Raw genomic sequence first — 13,414 nt, 5'->3', positions numbered from 1 at the left:
TTATAGATAGCTGTGTATGTATTTATATCTACCATGAGAAGTGTTGATTCTGATTTTTAAATCATGAAAATTCTCTTACATAAATAATTGAAGATAAATTAATTATTAAATCTTCTTTTTCTGCATATAATATGGGGATAATTTATAAAACAGGTATTTAAATAATTTATTTAACAGGGAGAGAATTATAATGACAACAACAATTATTGAACAAGGTGCAGAAATCAAAAAGGAAATTAAAGTAATCAAATGTACATCTGATATGGAAATTGATTTTGTTTGTTACGATGCAACAAAAGATGAAATGTCCGTTTCTCAGTTTATGGAGCGTCAAACAATTTTTCTATTTAATGACCCTATTCAACGTAATGCTGTTTGGTCTATTGAAAAGAAATCTTTACTAATTGTTTCAATCTTAGAAGAGGTATCAATTGGTGAAATTAAGACGCAAGCAATTCGTAAACATAGAAAGAAATACAGAAATGTATTAGATGGCAAGCAACGTCTAACAACAATTCGTGACTATGTTAGAAATCGTTTTGCTCTTAAAGATTCACTTGTACAAAGTTTTGATGAAGTTGGCGAAGAAGTACGTATTGATGTTAGTGGTATGTATTTTAAAAATTTACCAAAACAATATCAAAATCGTATTCTGGCTTTAATTTTGGATATTAAGAGTTATGAAGACTTAGATGACTCTAAAAAAGCAGATTTATTCAAGCGTTGGAATAATGGACAGGCACTCAAACCTTCACAAATTCGTAAAGCAATGATGTCTTATGAATTACTACACGCTATTGCTGAAATGAAGGGATTAGAGGCTATTCAAGCAGGATTTAGTCCAAACGGGCTTAAAAATGAAAATCATTCAGATATGTTATTAAAAGCGTTATGTGTTTTAAAAACCCAAAACAACACTGCTTTAGATAGCAAGACTATTGACGGGTTCCTTAATCAAGATGCCTTCACAACAGAAGATATCGAGGAATTAAAAGAGCTTGCAACATATTTAAATGAATCATTTAAATTCGCAGATGAAAAATCTGTAAAAAAATCATTTGGGGCTTCAAAATCTGTAACACTTATCTACGTTGCAAAGCAAGCAATGAAAGATAATCGTTCACATGAAGATTTTGCTTCTTGGATTCATCAATTATTCGTCAAAGATTATAACCATACTGGTTATGCTACAACAAGTGGCACAACTAAGTTAGAATCTGTAAAACGAAAAAATTCAATTGGATTAGAGCATTATAATAAATGTTTTGCCTAATACAATAAAAGACACTCTATTTAGAGTGTCTTTTTCTTTTTGCTAAAGATTTATCATATCAATAACATTTTTAATCCATAAAAGAATAGATGCTATAAAATAGCATCCACTCCTTCGATAAGATATAGGGTATCTCGTCTTCTTCATTCTAACACATACTCTTTGCAACATAAAAAAGGAGACTATTAAATTAAATAGCCTCCTTTTTATTAACTTGCTTTTTTATTCATTTGAATCGCTTCTGTAATAGCAGAAATACCGCCTAATGTAGCCATCATTTCAACTGGAACAAACATTTTATTAGCAGGACCATTAGCCATTTCTTTAAGTGCCTCAATTTGTTTTAAAGCAATTACTTTTTCATCTGTACCTGATTCTTTAATTGCATTATTAATTAGTTCAATTGATTTCGCTTCTGCTTCTGCAACTAATTTTTTAGCATCTGCTTCTGCTTCTGCATTTAAACGCTTTGCAATCTTATTACCTTCTGCAATTTGAATACATTCTTCTTTTTCTGCTTCTGCATTTAGAATACGGGCTTGTTTCGCACCTTCAGCCTGAGCAATTTGACTATCTTTTTGTCCTTCTGCTCGTAAAATAGAAGATTTCTTTTCCCCTTCAGCTCTTAAGATTTCTTCTCTTCGTAAACGTTCAGCTTGCATTTGACGTTCCATCGCCTCTTGAATTTCTCGTGGAGGAATGATATTGTTGATTTCCACAGAAAGTATCTTAATTCCATAAGCATCCGTGATTTTATCAACAGCATCTAATAATCTGCTATTTAGTTCATCACGCTTTTTAGATACGTCATCTAAGTCCATGTCACCAACGATATTACGAACATTTGCAATTGTTGAATACACAATACCTGCTCTAAAATTCTCAATGTTGTAAACGGCCGCTTTCGGGTCTCTGATTGTAAAGAATACCACGTTATCCATCTGAATAGATACGTTATCGGAAGTGATAACTTTCTGCGGTTCAATATCAATAATTTGTTGTTTCGTGGAAACTTTTGCACGAACAAAATCAACGAACGGATAAATAAAATGCCATCCTGGTTCTAATTGGCGATGGAATTTACCAAACCTCTCAACAATGTAAACTTGACCAGTTGTAACAACTTTAATTGAGGATAATACAATCCCTAACACAATCACTCCAATAATTCCACTAATAATCATACCCATGACTATTAAAAACCCCTTCCATTACGCCATCTTTTTTAACGTTTTCTTCTTTTTATACTCATTGAAATTAATGAGGTTCGGAGGACGAGTGGTTTGAATCATATTCAATTGTCGCTTTCTTTTTCTTTCATATCGAAAGTTCAAAATAGTTGTTATAAACCAACTTCCTAAGAAGAAAATAAATGTACATATTGCTAATGTAGACAACATTCCTGCAAAGATAATACACATACTTTTAGAAAATTCAACAATAGATTGAAACAAGTCTCATTCTCCTTTCTTCTTAATGAGTAATTTATTTCCCTTATATCCAAGAACAACAAAATCCTCACCTTTTTGAATTGAGCTCCCTTGGTTAATCACAAACCAATGTGTATCCCCAAGCGATAATTGTTTTTCTTCTTCCTCTTCAATTGCAACTGGAGATGTAAAAACTTTTCCTTCTAATGAATTGGTAGGAAGTTCATCTCCTTTATCTTTAGAAAAAATTCGTCCTCGTAATGGATACATAATTCCCAAGATAAGTGTGCCAATTACAAGAAATACTGTGATTTGAACAGGAACTGAAAAATTTCCTGATAAGAAATAAGATACAAGTGCCCCTATTCCATATCCAAAAATAAGAAAAGTACCTGCACACAAATCAATTGCAATAAAAGTGAGAAAAACAACCGCCCATATAATTTGTATGGAAATCAACCCTTCACCTTCTCTCGTTGACTATAGTTAACATTATACATCTTTAAATCAACTATAGTCAATAAAAATAATCATACTTTAAATTATCAGAATATTAAAACCCTCCGAAACATAATCCTATATAAAAGCATAAAAACACATTTACTCAAATTACAGTATGATGGAACCTTAGTTTTAAAAACTAATAATTCGTTTATATATAACAAAAAAGCCATCTATATAAGATGACTGATAAAATACTATATTTCTTTAAGTAGTTCTTTTATCTTTTGTTTCTTTGTATTATCTTCTTTTTCTATATCTTTTATTTGTTTGATTTTATTATCTTTATCATATTTTACTTCATATTTATTTCCATCTTTCTCAACCGTAATGATATTTTTTTCTTTGTCTTCCTCCAAGGTTATATTCTCTCCAAAAGTTTTTATTATCTCATTCTTTAACGCTGTATCTTTTTCAGCCTCTTCGATATTGCTTTTAAAAACAGGATATAAAATAGGAGCTATTATCATCGCTAACAAAGAAATACTCCAAAATACCTTTGCCGTCTCCTTGTGAAATCGTTTGATTATTCCCCCCACCCCGAAAAGAAAAGTACCACATAATAAATATTGCAAAAAAACATTCATAATATTTCCTCTCCCTATCATAGATAATTCAAATATTTTTTAGAATTTCTTTTGTTTTCGCTCTCTGCTCTTCCTCTTTCTCCTTATCTTTCGTAATACTTTTAATCAATTCGATGTTCTTATCATCATTATAAGTAATTTCATATGTCCCTTCTTTATTACTGACAATCAATTTATTACCAGAAACATATTCTTTTTTTATATCTTTACCAAAGATACTAACCACTTTTTCTTCCATTACATCTATTTTATAAGCATTGTTCATCGTAGGAATGAAAAAGGGACCACTTACTACAAGACCTATAAATATCAACATTGTTCCAGGAAATTCACTTTTTGTTATTGCGACTTCAATTATCATTATAATAAAACTTAAAACGACTACGATAGCATAGCAAATTATAACTTTTACTAAAAAACTCATCTATTACACCATCCCCTTACAACCATTCAATATCTTTTTTCCTCTAAAGTTAAAACTATAAATTTTTCAAAATTTCTTTTGTTTTTTCTCTTTGTTTTTCTTCATCTTGCATGTTTTTTGTTATGTTTTTAATCAAATCTATTTTTTTATCTTTATCATAATAAACTTCATAGGTACCTTCTTTGCTTTTTACAATTAACTTGTTCTCATCCCTCACATATTCTCTTTCTATGTCTTCTCCAAAAATTTTAACTACTTGTTTTTCCATATCAGCATATTCAAAGAGTGTTTTACTAAAAGGTATCATAATAGGACCCGTTATTATCATGATACACATCATCATGCCAAAAAACTCAGCCTGTGTGAGATAAGTAAGTAGAGCGAATATTAGAACTAATACTACATAACATAAAATTATTTCTATCCACATAATCAGTTTCTCCCTATTCATAATCTTTTATATTTGTCTTTAACTATAGTTAATGTATAATATGTATTAACTATAGTCAATAAAAAACAAATATAATTAAGGAGATGATTGAATTGACAAATCGTAAAATTTTAGAAAAGAAGGTTTTGAACTACGCTTCATTAGGAGCAAATAGTAATAAATTTTACATCCTGGAACTACAAGAACTGGCAGATGGTACCTATCGTGTGTATTCTGAATATGGTCGTGTAGGAAAGACATCTCAAAAAATAACAAAAGATTGCCCTACGCTACCAGTAGCAAAGTCGAAGTTTAATACGACATTGAGTCAAAAAATCCGAAAAGGTTATAAAGAAGTGGAATTAGATGTCAGTGGGAACTCTCAAAGCACAGTGGAAGTATCAAAATCTACTACTAAAGAAGATTTGGATAAAGTACAAGATAAATTATTGCGTTTCATAGGAAATCTTTATAAATCTTCTACAAGTTACTTAGTTAAATCTATCCAAACACCTTTAGGTGCGTTAAGTGGGAATCAAGTAGCAAAAGGACATGAAGTATTAGACAGAATTGAATCCTTACTAAATTCTTCTAATAAATCATCTACGGAATTTGAAAGACTATCCGATGAATTCTACTCTATTATTCCTTTTGTATTTGGAGCAAGAGTTGATTATTCGAGTATGATAATTAATTCATTCCAACGATTAAATGACCGTAAAGACTTATTAGGTGTTATTGAGTCTGTTGTAAAAGTGCAAAATAGCTTAGAGAAAACATTAGATGATAAATATAAGGCTCTTGGTCTGAGTTTAAAAGTTTTATCAAAGCGAACAAAGGAATATAAACGAATTGTAGAAAAAGTTATGTCTACAAAAGGACATAATCACCACTTTGATTTCGAAGTGCAAGAAGTATTTGAAGTTGAAGATATGGCAGGTTATAATTCATTTAACCCTTATAATGTTTCAACTATGGAATTATTCCACGGTTCCCGAAATGAAAATATTTTAAGTATTCTTCAGAGTGGCTTAAAAGTAAAACCATCTTCTGCTGTTCATACAGGTTCGATGTTTGGTGGAGGTATCTATACTGCTGATTGTTCTTCAAAGAGTGCAAATTATTGTTGGGGATTTGGAAGTCGTTCAGATGACGAATCACATTATTTATTCTTATGCGATGTAGCTACTGGAAAAATTAAAGAATATGATTCTGCTCAAAGCCATCTACGTTCTGCCCCATGGGGATACAATTCTGTAAAAGGTGTTAAAGGTAGACATTTATTTCATAATGAGTACATTGTTTATAAAGAAAGCCAAGTTAAAATTCGATATATTATTGAATTCAAAGCAAAACGATAAAAAAGAAGGATTCCCTTCTTTTTTATTATCTATTTATTTTTATATACAAATAAAAAAGACCAGATGTTGTGTCTGGTCTTTTAACGATGTGCAATAAAGAGACAGTCCTTATTGCATGTAAAATACATATCTCATAGTTTGTATTAAAAAAACAGAAAATCGAAAACAGAAAACATGAATCTAAAATGAGATAGTATAGAGAATCTTTGTTTGCATACGGCATAGCTTCAAGACTCTCAATCACACATAATATCGGTACAAATATTTGGGAAGACAAATACGCTGTACCTATCAAAATTCGAGTTTTTGTGCTTAAAACAATGTAGAATACTTGTTTTTTTATTATAAAATTAACTCTTAAGCACATTCTTATATTAACACTTGCGTTAACTATAGTCAACATAAAACAAAAAAGCAAAACAGACAGCTTTACACCATCTGTTTGTGTTGTTATTTTATCTAATCGGTACTTTTAAAGTTTTTTCGCACATTAAACGGTCATTACGATACACTCTACATAGCATTGTATGTTTTCCTCTGTACATTGTTCTTTCTGTAACTGTTTTCCCTATTCTTTGATGAGTAATATCACTTCCGCACTCATCACCTTCATTCATTACAGTCCATTGAATTTGAGTATAATCATTGAAGTTTGGATATGCGATAAACTTTAATTCTCTACCCTTTGGAATTTTTCCTTTATACTCAGTGAAGTTTATTTCAACACCTGGAGCAAATAAGATTCTCATTTCCACATCTACCTGCTCCCTACTATTTTCAAATCGAGCACTTTTTTCAATACTTGCATTCTCTTGAATCTTTTCACCCCAGAATGAATGCTTAAAAAACTCATTCCATGCATTAATAGCGTCAGGCTCTGTACATTTATCAGTAAACAAAACATCCAGTTTATTAATGTAGCTTGTTAATCTGTTGTATAAGTTGTTTATCTTTTGTTCGTCTTTTTTAGTAAACAATAAAGATAATGATGTATCGGTAGGATTGTATACACTTTTGTCATTCAACAATCTATCTCTTATCCCACAAATTGTTTCATAGAATGTTATGTCTAACCTTTCATTAGAAGAGACAACTTCAGAAGCTAATACAGACTGTATTAATCCTCCAGGCATAGACCAACCATCTCTCGATTTGCAAAACATTTTTAAGAGCCTTACAACTCTTCGTAAATTATCATCCGATGTTTTATTTTCAATATTAAACCAATCCGTAATAGCCCAAGGGTCTCTACTTCTCCATTGACTGCCACAATGCTCGTACTCATATTCTCCATCATCATTCAGGAATCTACGATAAATAGCAAAATCAATATGATAACCACTGGCATACTCAATACGAACACAATTCGTTTTTGCTTCTGGTTCTGTACGGAATCTTGTACATTTACGTTTTAAAGCATTTACAATGATGTTCTTTACGCTTTTTGTTGAATCAGGAATATTATCCTTGTCAAAAATAATGGCCACGTCAATGTCATACTCATTTTCATCATTCTGCGTAACTGTGCTCATCGCAACGCTTCCTTGGACTACGGAATCTACTAATTTATAATCTTTTTCAAAATCAGCATTATATTCTGCAAGTCCTTCTTTTAAACGAGTAATATTCAAATCTTTTTTATTTCTCAACTCAGTTTGTTCATCACGAGACAATACAACATGATTATCATAAAAATTTTTGAATTTGGAATTCAAATTGTACATAACTACGTCCTCCTCTCTATTTTATGGAGCTGTTACAAATGTTCCTTTGTTGTTTTTATTTACGATAAGTCCCCATCTATAAGTTGGGTTTTCATACTGATAGGAAACAATTTCAGGCATACTTGTGTCATCTAACAATCTTCCTAATTTAAAAGGTACACAACTTTGAGAAGATATTAATAGATGAACCCTTTGAATATTATGATTTGATGTCTTTATATCCCTTATCGTATCGTAAATTTTCTTGACGTAACTATCTAATTGGTCTTTTCCTTGAACCAAGTTTTCATTAGGTGCGTCTACCTTTAGTTCTACTACTGGGATATTTCCAAACTGAGATGTATCTTGCGTTGAAATATCAAAAGTAATACTAACTTTTAATACAGCTTCTGTTACTGGTAGACCAGATAAAGTTTGAAGATTTGTTCGCAATTTTAGTTCTTCGTAATTCTTCTTTTTCTTTTCTAACTTGTAATACTTCTCCGTAAACTTGTTTCGTTCATAGAAATGATGGATTTCATGCCCATTTAATATTTTACCTGCATATAAAATGAGCGGAATAGGAGCAATTCCCGTATAACCCCTCTTAACCTTTCTACTCTCATTTTTGAAAGCTTCAAGTTTAAAAACCATTTCTTCAGTAATTGCAGGAACTACATCTTGCTCTGTTGCGTTCCTTTGTGCTTTCTTGAATCGTTGAATAAATTCAATTTCTCTTTCTTTAAAATCAAATTCATTTAAGCCCAAGGACTTTTGATTGTTTTCAATTCGATGGTCAGCATAACCATTAATGTTTAATATATAGATGCGATTTTTCAGCTTCCATATAAACCAAATACCAAGAGCAACAAAAGCTATCCCTGTTCCCAATTGGACATAATTTACATCAGTAACATCTGTTAATGTCTTCGCTTGTGTTTTGTCATTTGTGACCTTAATAATCGCAATAACAATTGAATGTACCTTATCCACAAGAGTACCGAATGAACCTGTAATTAATCCCATACCAAAGGCTATAAATGTATGTCCACCAAAAGTTTCTACACCCTTTGTACGATTAAATAGATAAAGGATTATCATAAAAATTGTAGAAACCCCTAAAATAATTCCAAATGTTACTACATTCATAATCTGTTTACCTCCTTTCTTGTAAAATATGAATATCCTCATGTAATAATTTAATTATTACGTTTTTTTATAATAGCAGAAATTATAATAATTTCCAAAACAAACGCTTTTCTTTTTATTATAGGAGCAATATTACTAAAAAACATTGACAATTGAAAATGGTTAAAATAGTAGACTGGTAAAAAATTCCCTTGTATACTTATATATATGAAAGAAAAAGGTGGGGTTTTAGATGGAGAAATTCTTAAAAAAGGTAGCAGATAATTCACTAACTATAAAGTCTCGTGCATATACTTATGCAGAGTTAGAAAAGGTGACAAACGAGTTAATTATAAAAACATGGGAACAAACAAAAGTTGGAGAATCTCTTGATTTTAGTGAAACTCCACTTATGACTATATTCCTTAATGAAGAAGAGACATCTGAAAAAATAAAAGGTAAAATCGTATTAGAATTATGGACCGATAACATGATTAAAGAACCCAATGAGAAATTCCATCTCGATATCATCTATAAGCCTTTTTATCATATTTATATTGAAATTTCAGATTCCATTATTGAAAGTAAAAAGATTTCAATGGAATATTTAAGTTCAGAGCAACGAACTGTTCAAGAATTGGAAAACATGATTGATTATACAATTCAACATTATTTACCTGAGTGTAAAACGAATGATGACCTTTCAAAAACATTATAATGGTTTCGGATATGAAAGAGTCCTAAATTTTAGGGCTCTTTTTGTTATCATCTCCCCTTCTAAAGTCTAAAATGTAAAGATATTACAGAACAGGTTCTTTCAAAAGATGAATATAAAAGGAGATGTTTGTGTTATGAGCATTACATTAACAACAAAATCACATTTAAAAAAGGTACATGAACTTTCGAAAAAATACCCTGCTTTTAGTAGTTTTGTTCCAGAACAAAAACGAGTATTAGATAATATCCAAAAATACTCTCCTAATGCACATGGGAATGATGTAGCAATTGATTCTACTGACATGAAATATTTTGAAGTAGAAACTCCAAGAGATGCATTAAATAAACTAATAAAATTATACGGTAAGGAAGAAATGATGCCATTAATGAAGGAAATGTTACATTTACAATTTTAAAAGGTGGTTTTAAATATGAAAGAGATGGTATTAATTGATATAAATGCTTCTGAAGTAGCAAAGTATAATAGATATATTCAATTGACTACAAAAGGTATAAAAACAACAGCAAACAAAAAGAAAGCAACTACATTTACGAAAGATAAAGCAGATGTCTTTATTTTGTGTAATAAGAACTTAAGAGCAGAAGAATTATAACTCATAGAAATGACATGTCGATAATATAAGTGACATGTTTTTTCTTTTTATAACAACAAATATCTATTATTCTCCTTACTCCTACTTATTTTTTCGCTAAAAACTACATATAATACATGAATTTATATAAAACAGGTTCTTCAAAAGAAGATTAAAAAAGGAGAGATTTCTGATGATGAAAGAATTTTTAGGACAAGTGGCTAAACATGATGTAGGTATTCGTGTAAAGAGTTCGACAGTAGAAGGAATGCGAAATGATGCAATTGCTTTTATTAAAAATACAACGCAAGGTTTCTGTCCAGTTCCTATTCCAAACTGTGGTGATTGTTCTTTAATTTCAGTTGAATTAGGTGAAAAACATGGTTTTGAAGATGGTGCATCTGTTACATTAGATGTTTTTTATGAGTTCGTACCGAAGAATCATAACATTTATGTTCAATCTGCTTATCGTGTTTTTACTGAAATAAACGGAAAGATTACTTCTGAAAAATATATTTCTTTGGGACAAGATAATGCGGAAGAAATTGCGTTACACATGTTTGTAACAACAGTTCATTCAATGATTAAAAAAGGGAAAGAGATAAAAGAAGAATTGAGTAAATTTTTACTACATACAGTGGTTTTAAAACACTCTACTGGTTTTTCCTTCTATGAAGCAGAAAACTTAAGAGAGATTGCTGAAGAGTGTGATATTGCAGATATTCTTCGCATTTATGCCAAAGGAACAAATATTTCTCATGATGAGTTAAAAAGTGTACCTGATGATGTAACAGGAATATGGTTTGTTTCTCATATCCATGACAATTGTGAGCATCAGGGATATGAATTTAAAACTGCGAAAGAAGTGAAAGATATTCTGCCTGAATTACTAAAGAACGCACATACATGTGATGGTGATGTTCATGAAGGCTATGTATTAGTATATCCTCCTCATGCAGTTCTTGTAAGCTTGTAATCATGATAAAACCCCTATCTTTTAAAGACAGGGGTTTTTCTTAGTATTTGAATAACATTGTGATGATTTGCCAACCAGTACCTACAGACCAAAATACTACATGGTCTCCTCTTTTGATTTGTCCTCTTTGAATTCCTTTGTATAACGCAATAAGCGGACTACTTGTACCTGTGTATCCAAATTCATCACCTACATATATAAATTTCTTTTTGTCCTCTCCTAACTTTTCTTGGACGACTTCGATATTCTTAAGTGAAAATTGAGAAAAACAATATGCTCCAATATCCTCTTTTTCTAATCCGTGTTTTGTTAGTAAAGAGTTGATAGACGATACAGCAGGTGGTACACAAACCGTTCCATCAAATGGAATCCAACTAATTTGCATATCTTTCGGCTTATTTTCTGGGTCATATATATTTGATAGGCCACATGCAGGGAATAAAATATTATGAGCATCTGTGCTATCTGTATAATACATGGAATCAATGAATCCTGTATCCTCTTCTATTTTCTCTAAAATAATTGCAGAGGAAGCATCTCCATAGTTTGGATAAGTGATTTCATCATCTGGATTACAATGAATCGAGTTATGGTCAGAACCCACAACTAATGCATATTTCACACTTGGATTAGACAGCATGTATCTGCATGTTTGTTCCACTGCTACGAGCATTCCTGCACAATTAGAATTAGAATCCATACAAATCGTTTCAGCCTTACCTTGAATCTCTTTATGCACTAAAATTGCATTTGTAGGGAATGTATACTCTGGTGTTTGAGTAGAAAAGACAATCATATCCATGTCTTCTCCTGTCATATTTGCTTGTTGTAACACTCGTTTTGTCGCTTCAATAGCCATTGTTAGACCATTTTCATTGTTATTTTTAATTATGTATCGACTATCCCTTCCCATCACTTTTAAAAATCGAGAAATATCTTTTCCTTTTTCTGCAAAGTGTTTTAAGTAAAAATCATTGTTTCTTGCTGTATCAGGATGATAAATATCTACAGCCTTAATTCGAATATTTGGCAAATCCATCTCCTCCTCGTTCATTTTTATATAAAGATTTTATATTTTATCTGCTTAAAGAAAATTTTATTACAAAAATTCATCTTTAGAAGATACAAAAAAGAGAGCCTGAATGCCCTCTCCTTCTGCTTGTATTAAACTTCTTTGATTTCATAATTTGCAAGGCCTGTATTTCTGGCAACCCTATTTAATTGCATTTTTAAAATAGTATTGTTTGAAACAACAAAAATCACCTTTTGGAAACCGTCAGCAATATATAATTTGTAGCACTCTTCTAACATAGGTAATACATCTGCTGATGTTACATTAAGTTTTGTGCAATCTAATTCAATTGTGTATTCTTTAGGGTTGAATCCTGCAATATTTCGTTTGTAATCTGTAATGAAATTAGCTCCGTCTTGATTAGACATCATACCTTCTACACTTACATGAAATACTTTCTGTGCTCGATTTGCTTGTAATTTGTAATTTCCCATAATCGAAATTCACTCCTAAGTTTATTAATTATTATATTTACCTATCTGGAATTTATATTATCATTGTATTTTACTGCGGTCAATAATTTTTTACCAAAAAGAAAAAAAGGATTGAATGAATCAACCCTTTTTCTGCCTTTCTTTTTTCTTGAAGCATAGAGGACAAAGATAACTTGTATCATTTTCATTATTTTCATTTTTATCTGCGCTACATAAAGCACCACAATTATCGCAATTTCGCTGTGTTTCAATCGAGTTATTATTCGTTTCTTTAAGAAAATTTAATCGAATATAGGTGATGTTTTTCTTTTTTGGAAGTTCGGGAACTATTATAGGTGTAGTAGGTTTTGTTACCTGTTCCACTTTTGGTTTATCTTCTGATTTGCTTGTGTTTTCTATATTCTTTATTTCTTTAATTTCTGCTTTTTTGCTTTCTTTTAATAATGCTCGTATTTCTGTTACTTTTTTCTTTTTTATGGCATTTTTCCTTGCTTCTTTTTCTTTCAACTTATTATGCTCTTTTACTATATTTGCTACTACTTTAGCTAATCCAGGATGATAATGCTCAATTAAGCTATGCGAAAAAGATGCTAAGTGCATTTTTCCTATTATTTTTTGACACATAACTTTGGGATTTAAATCTTTATCCAAACTCATTGAAAATCTTTCTGTTTCTGTTTCCCAAGTGACTGAATATGAATCATCTTTTTCTCTTTCAATATTTATATTCTTCATGTTCATGCAAAACACTCCCTTAATATAATTTTATATTATCATAACTAAAG

At 30.8% G+C, this 13,414-nt stretch carries 17 protein-coding genes; 6 read left to right on the top strand and 11 right to left on the bottom strand.

Annotation, left to right across the window (positions count from 1 at the left end):
- Window positions 1-190: 190 nt before the first annotated feature.
- Window positions 191-1,273 carry a DUF262 domain-containing protein gene (locus tag ACIQ7L_RS10540; protein ID WP_400568881.1) on the top strand — a complete coding sequence of 361 codons (1,083 nt, stop codon included), beginning with the start codon at window positions 191-193 and terminating at the stop codon, window positions 1,271-1,273.
- Between the two features lie 209 nt (window positions 1,274-1,482).
- Here the strand turns inward: ACIQ7L_RS10540 and ACIQ7L_RS10535 are convergent, their stop codons facing one another.
- The 6 genes from ACIQ7L_RS10535 to ACIQ7L_RS10510 form a co-directional block, all read right to left on the bottom strand.
- Entirely contained in the window at window positions 1,483-2,463 is a 981-nt protein-coding gene (locus ACIQ7L_RS10535; RefSeq protein WP_400568879.1) for an SPFH domain-containing protein, read from the bottom strand.
- A 21-nt stretch (window positions 2,464-2,484) separates the two neighbouring features.
- Entirely contained in the window at window positions 2,485-2,727 is a 243-nt protein-coding gene (locus ACIQ7L_RS10530; RefSeq protein ID WP_400568877.1) for a hypothetical protein, read from the bottom strand.
- Between the two features lie 3 nt (window positions 2,728-2,730).
- Complete coding sequence (locus ACIQ7L_RS10525; protein ID WP_400568875.1) at window positions 2,731-3,162, bottom strand: NfeD family protein; 432 nt, start codon at window positions 3,160-3,162, stop codon at window positions 2,731-2,733.
- Window positions 3,163-3,401: 239 nt separating this feature from the next.
- Complete coding sequence (locus ACIQ7L_RS10520; protein WP_400568873.1) at window positions 3,402-3,791, bottom strand: hypothetical protein; 390 nt, start codon at window positions 3,789-3,791, stop codon at window positions 3,402-3,404.
- A gap of 28 nt (window positions 3,792-3,819) precedes the next feature.
- Complete coding sequence (locus ACIQ7L_RS10515; protein WP_400568872.1) at window positions 3,820-4,215, bottom strand: hypothetical protein; 396 nt, start codon at window positions 4,213-4,215, stop codon at window positions 3,820-3,822.
- Window positions 4,216-4,270: 55 nt separating this feature from the next.
- Entirely contained in the window at window positions 4,271-4,645 is a 375-nt protein-coding gene (locus tag ACIQ7L_RS10510; RefSeq protein ID WP_400568870.1) for a hypothetical protein, read from the bottom strand.
- 113 nt (window positions 4,646-4,758) lie between these two features.
- Here ACIQ7L_RS10510 and ACIQ7L_RS10505 point away from each other — a divergent pair, with 113 nt between their 5' ends.
- Window positions 4,759-6,006, top strand: coding sequence for a WGR domain-containing protein (locus ACIQ7L_RS10505; protein ID WP_400568868.1), 1,248 nt, complete (start codon window positions 4,759-4,761; stop codon window positions 6,004-6,006).
- A 455-nt stretch (window positions 6,007-6,461) separates the two neighbouring features.
- Here ACIQ7L_RS10505 and ACIQ7L_RS10500 read toward each other — a convergent pair whose 3' ends face one another.
- Both ACIQ7L_RS10500 and ACIQ7L_RS10495 read right to left on the bottom strand, forming a co-directional pair.
- Complete coding sequence (locus ACIQ7L_RS10500) at window positions 6,462-7,730, bottom strand: cyclic GMP-AMP synthase DncV-like nucleotidyltransferase (RefSeq protein WP_400568866.1); 1,269 nt, start codon at window positions 7,728-7,730, stop codon at window positions 6,462-6,464.
- A 21-nt stretch (window positions 7,731-7,751) separates the two neighbouring features.
- Complete coding sequence (locus ACIQ7L_RS10495) at window positions 7,752-8,858, bottom strand: SAVED domain-containing protein (RefSeq protein ID WP_400568864.1); 1,107 nt, start codon at window positions 8,856-8,858, stop codon at window positions 7,752-7,754.
- A gap of 232 nt (window positions 8,859-9,090) precedes the next feature.
- Between ACIQ7L_RS10495 and ACIQ7L_RS10490 the strand changes: the two genes are divergently transcribed.
- The 4 genes from ACIQ7L_RS10490 (at window position 9,091) to ACIQ7L_RS10475 (ending at window position 11,123) form a co-directional block, all read left to right on the top strand.
- On the top strand, window positions 9,091-9,555 hold the full coding sequence (locus ACIQ7L_RS10490) for a hypothetical protein (protein WP_400568863.1): 465 nt from the start codon (window positions 9,091-9,093) through the stop codon (window positions 9,553-9,555).
- 133 nt (window positions 9,556-9,688) lie between these two features.
- Window positions 9,689-9,970, top strand: a complete 282-nt coding sequence (locus tag ACIQ7L_RS10485) for a hypothetical protein (RefSeq protein ID WP_400568861.1) — start codon at window positions 9,689-9,691, stop codon at window positions 9,968-9,970.
- Between the two features lie 15 nt (window positions 9,971-9,985).
- Complete coding sequence (locus ACIQ7L_RS10480; protein ID WP_400568859.1) at window positions 9,986-10,168, top strand: hypothetical protein; 183 nt, start codon at window positions 9,986-9,988, stop codon at window positions 10,166-10,168.
- Window positions 10,169-10,340: 172 nt separating this feature from the next.
- On the top strand, window positions 10,341-11,123 hold the full coding sequence (locus tag ACIQ7L_RS10475; RefSeq protein ID WP_400568858.1) for a hypothetical protein: 783 nt from the start codon (window positions 10,341-10,343) through the stop codon (window positions 11,121-11,123).
- Window positions 11,124-11,163: 40 nt separating this feature from the next.
- On the opposite strand, the gene ACIQ7L_RS10470 is transcribed toward ACIQ7L_RS10475, so the two are convergent.
- From ACIQ7L_RS10470 to ACIQ7L_RS10460, 3 genes are all read right to left on the bottom strand, one after another.
- Window positions 11,164-12,156 carry a 3-oxoacyl-[acyl-carrier-protein] synthase III C-terminal domain-containing protein gene (locus ACIQ7L_RS10470; protein WP_400568856.1) on the bottom strand — a complete coding sequence of 331 codons (993 nt, stop codon included), beginning with the start codon at window positions 12,154-12,156 and terminating at the stop codon, window positions 11,164-11,166.
- A 131-nt stretch (window positions 12,157-12,287) separates the two neighbouring features.
- Window positions 12,288-12,629 (bottom strand): hypothetical protein, encoded by a 342-nt coding sequence (locus ACIQ7L_RS10465; protein ID WP_400568855.1) that lies wholly within the window; start codon window positions 12,627-12,629, stop codon window positions 12,288-12,290.
- A 120-nt stretch (window positions 12,630-12,749) separates the two neighbouring features.
- Window positions 12,750-13,370: a hypothetical protein gene (locus tag ACIQ7L_RS10460; RefSeq protein WP_400568853.1), complete on the bottom strand. Its 621-nt coding sequence runs from the start codon at window positions 13,368-13,370 to the stop codon at window positions 12,750-12,752.
- Window positions 13,371-13,414 lie beyond the last annotated feature (44 nt).

The sequence above is a fragment of the Bacillus sp. NPDC094106 genome, assembly GCF_044764345.1.
Classification (GTDB): Bacteria; Bacillota; Bacilli; order Bacillales; family Bacillaceae_G; genus Bacillus_A.
This window is presented reverse-complemented; position numbering and strand designations above follow the sequence as displayed.

Excerpts from the sequence above, each read along its gene's own strand:
- ACIQ7L_RS10485 (WP_400568861.1), top strand. The coding sequence starts at position 9,689 with ATGAGCATTACATTAACAACAAAATCACATTTAAAAAAGGTACATGAA.
- ACIQ7L_RS10510 (WP_400568870.1), bottom strand. The coding sequence starts at position 4,645 with ATGTGGATAGAAATAATTTTATGTTATGTAGTATTAGTTCTAATATTC.
- ACIQ7L_RS10465 (WP_400568855.1), bottom strand. The coding sequence starts at position 12,629 with ATGGGAAATTACAAATTACAAGCAAATCGAGCACAGAAAGTATTTCAT.
- ACIQ7L_RS10540 (WP_400568881.1), top strand. The coding sequence starts at position 191 with ATGACAACAACAATTATTGAACAAGGTGCAGAAATCAAAAAGGAAATT.
- ACIQ7L_RS10490 (WP_400568863.1), top strand. The coding sequence starts at position 9,091 with ATGGAGAAATTCTTAAAAAAGGTAGCAGATAATTCACTAACTATAAAG.
- ACIQ7L_RS10475 (WP_400568858.1), top strand. The coding sequence starts at position 10,341 with ATGATGAAAGAATTTTTAGGACAAGTGGCTAAACATGATGTAGGTATT.
- ACIQ7L_RS10480 (WP_400568859.1), top strand. The coding sequence starts at position 9,986 with ATGAAAGAGATGGTATTAATTGATATAAATGCTTCTGAAGTAGCAAAG.
- ACIQ7L_RS10500 (WP_400568866.1), bottom strand. The coding sequence starts at position 7,730 with ATGTACAATTTGAATTCCAAATTCAAAAATTTTTATGATAATCATGTT.
- ACIQ7L_RS10520 (WP_400568873.1), bottom strand. The coding sequence starts at position 3,791 with ATGAATGTTTTTTTGCAATATTTATTATGTGGTACTTTTCTTTTCGGG.
- ACIQ7L_RS10535 (WP_400568879.1), bottom strand. The coding sequence starts at position 2,463 with ATGGGTATGATTATTAGTGGAATTATTGGAGTGATTGTGTTAGGGATT.
- ACIQ7L_RS10515 (WP_400568872.1), bottom strand. The coding sequence starts at position 4,215 with ATGAGTTTTTTAGTAAAAGTTATAATTTGCTATGCTATCGTAGTCGTT.
- ACIQ7L_RS10460 (WP_400568853.1), bottom strand. The coding sequence starts at position 13,370 with ATGAACATGAAGAATATAAATATTGAAAGAGAAAAAGATGATTCATAT.
- ACIQ7L_RS10495 (WP_400568864.1), bottom strand. The coding sequence starts at position 8,858 with ATGAATGTAGTAACATTTGGAATTATTTTAGGGGTTTCTACAATTTTT.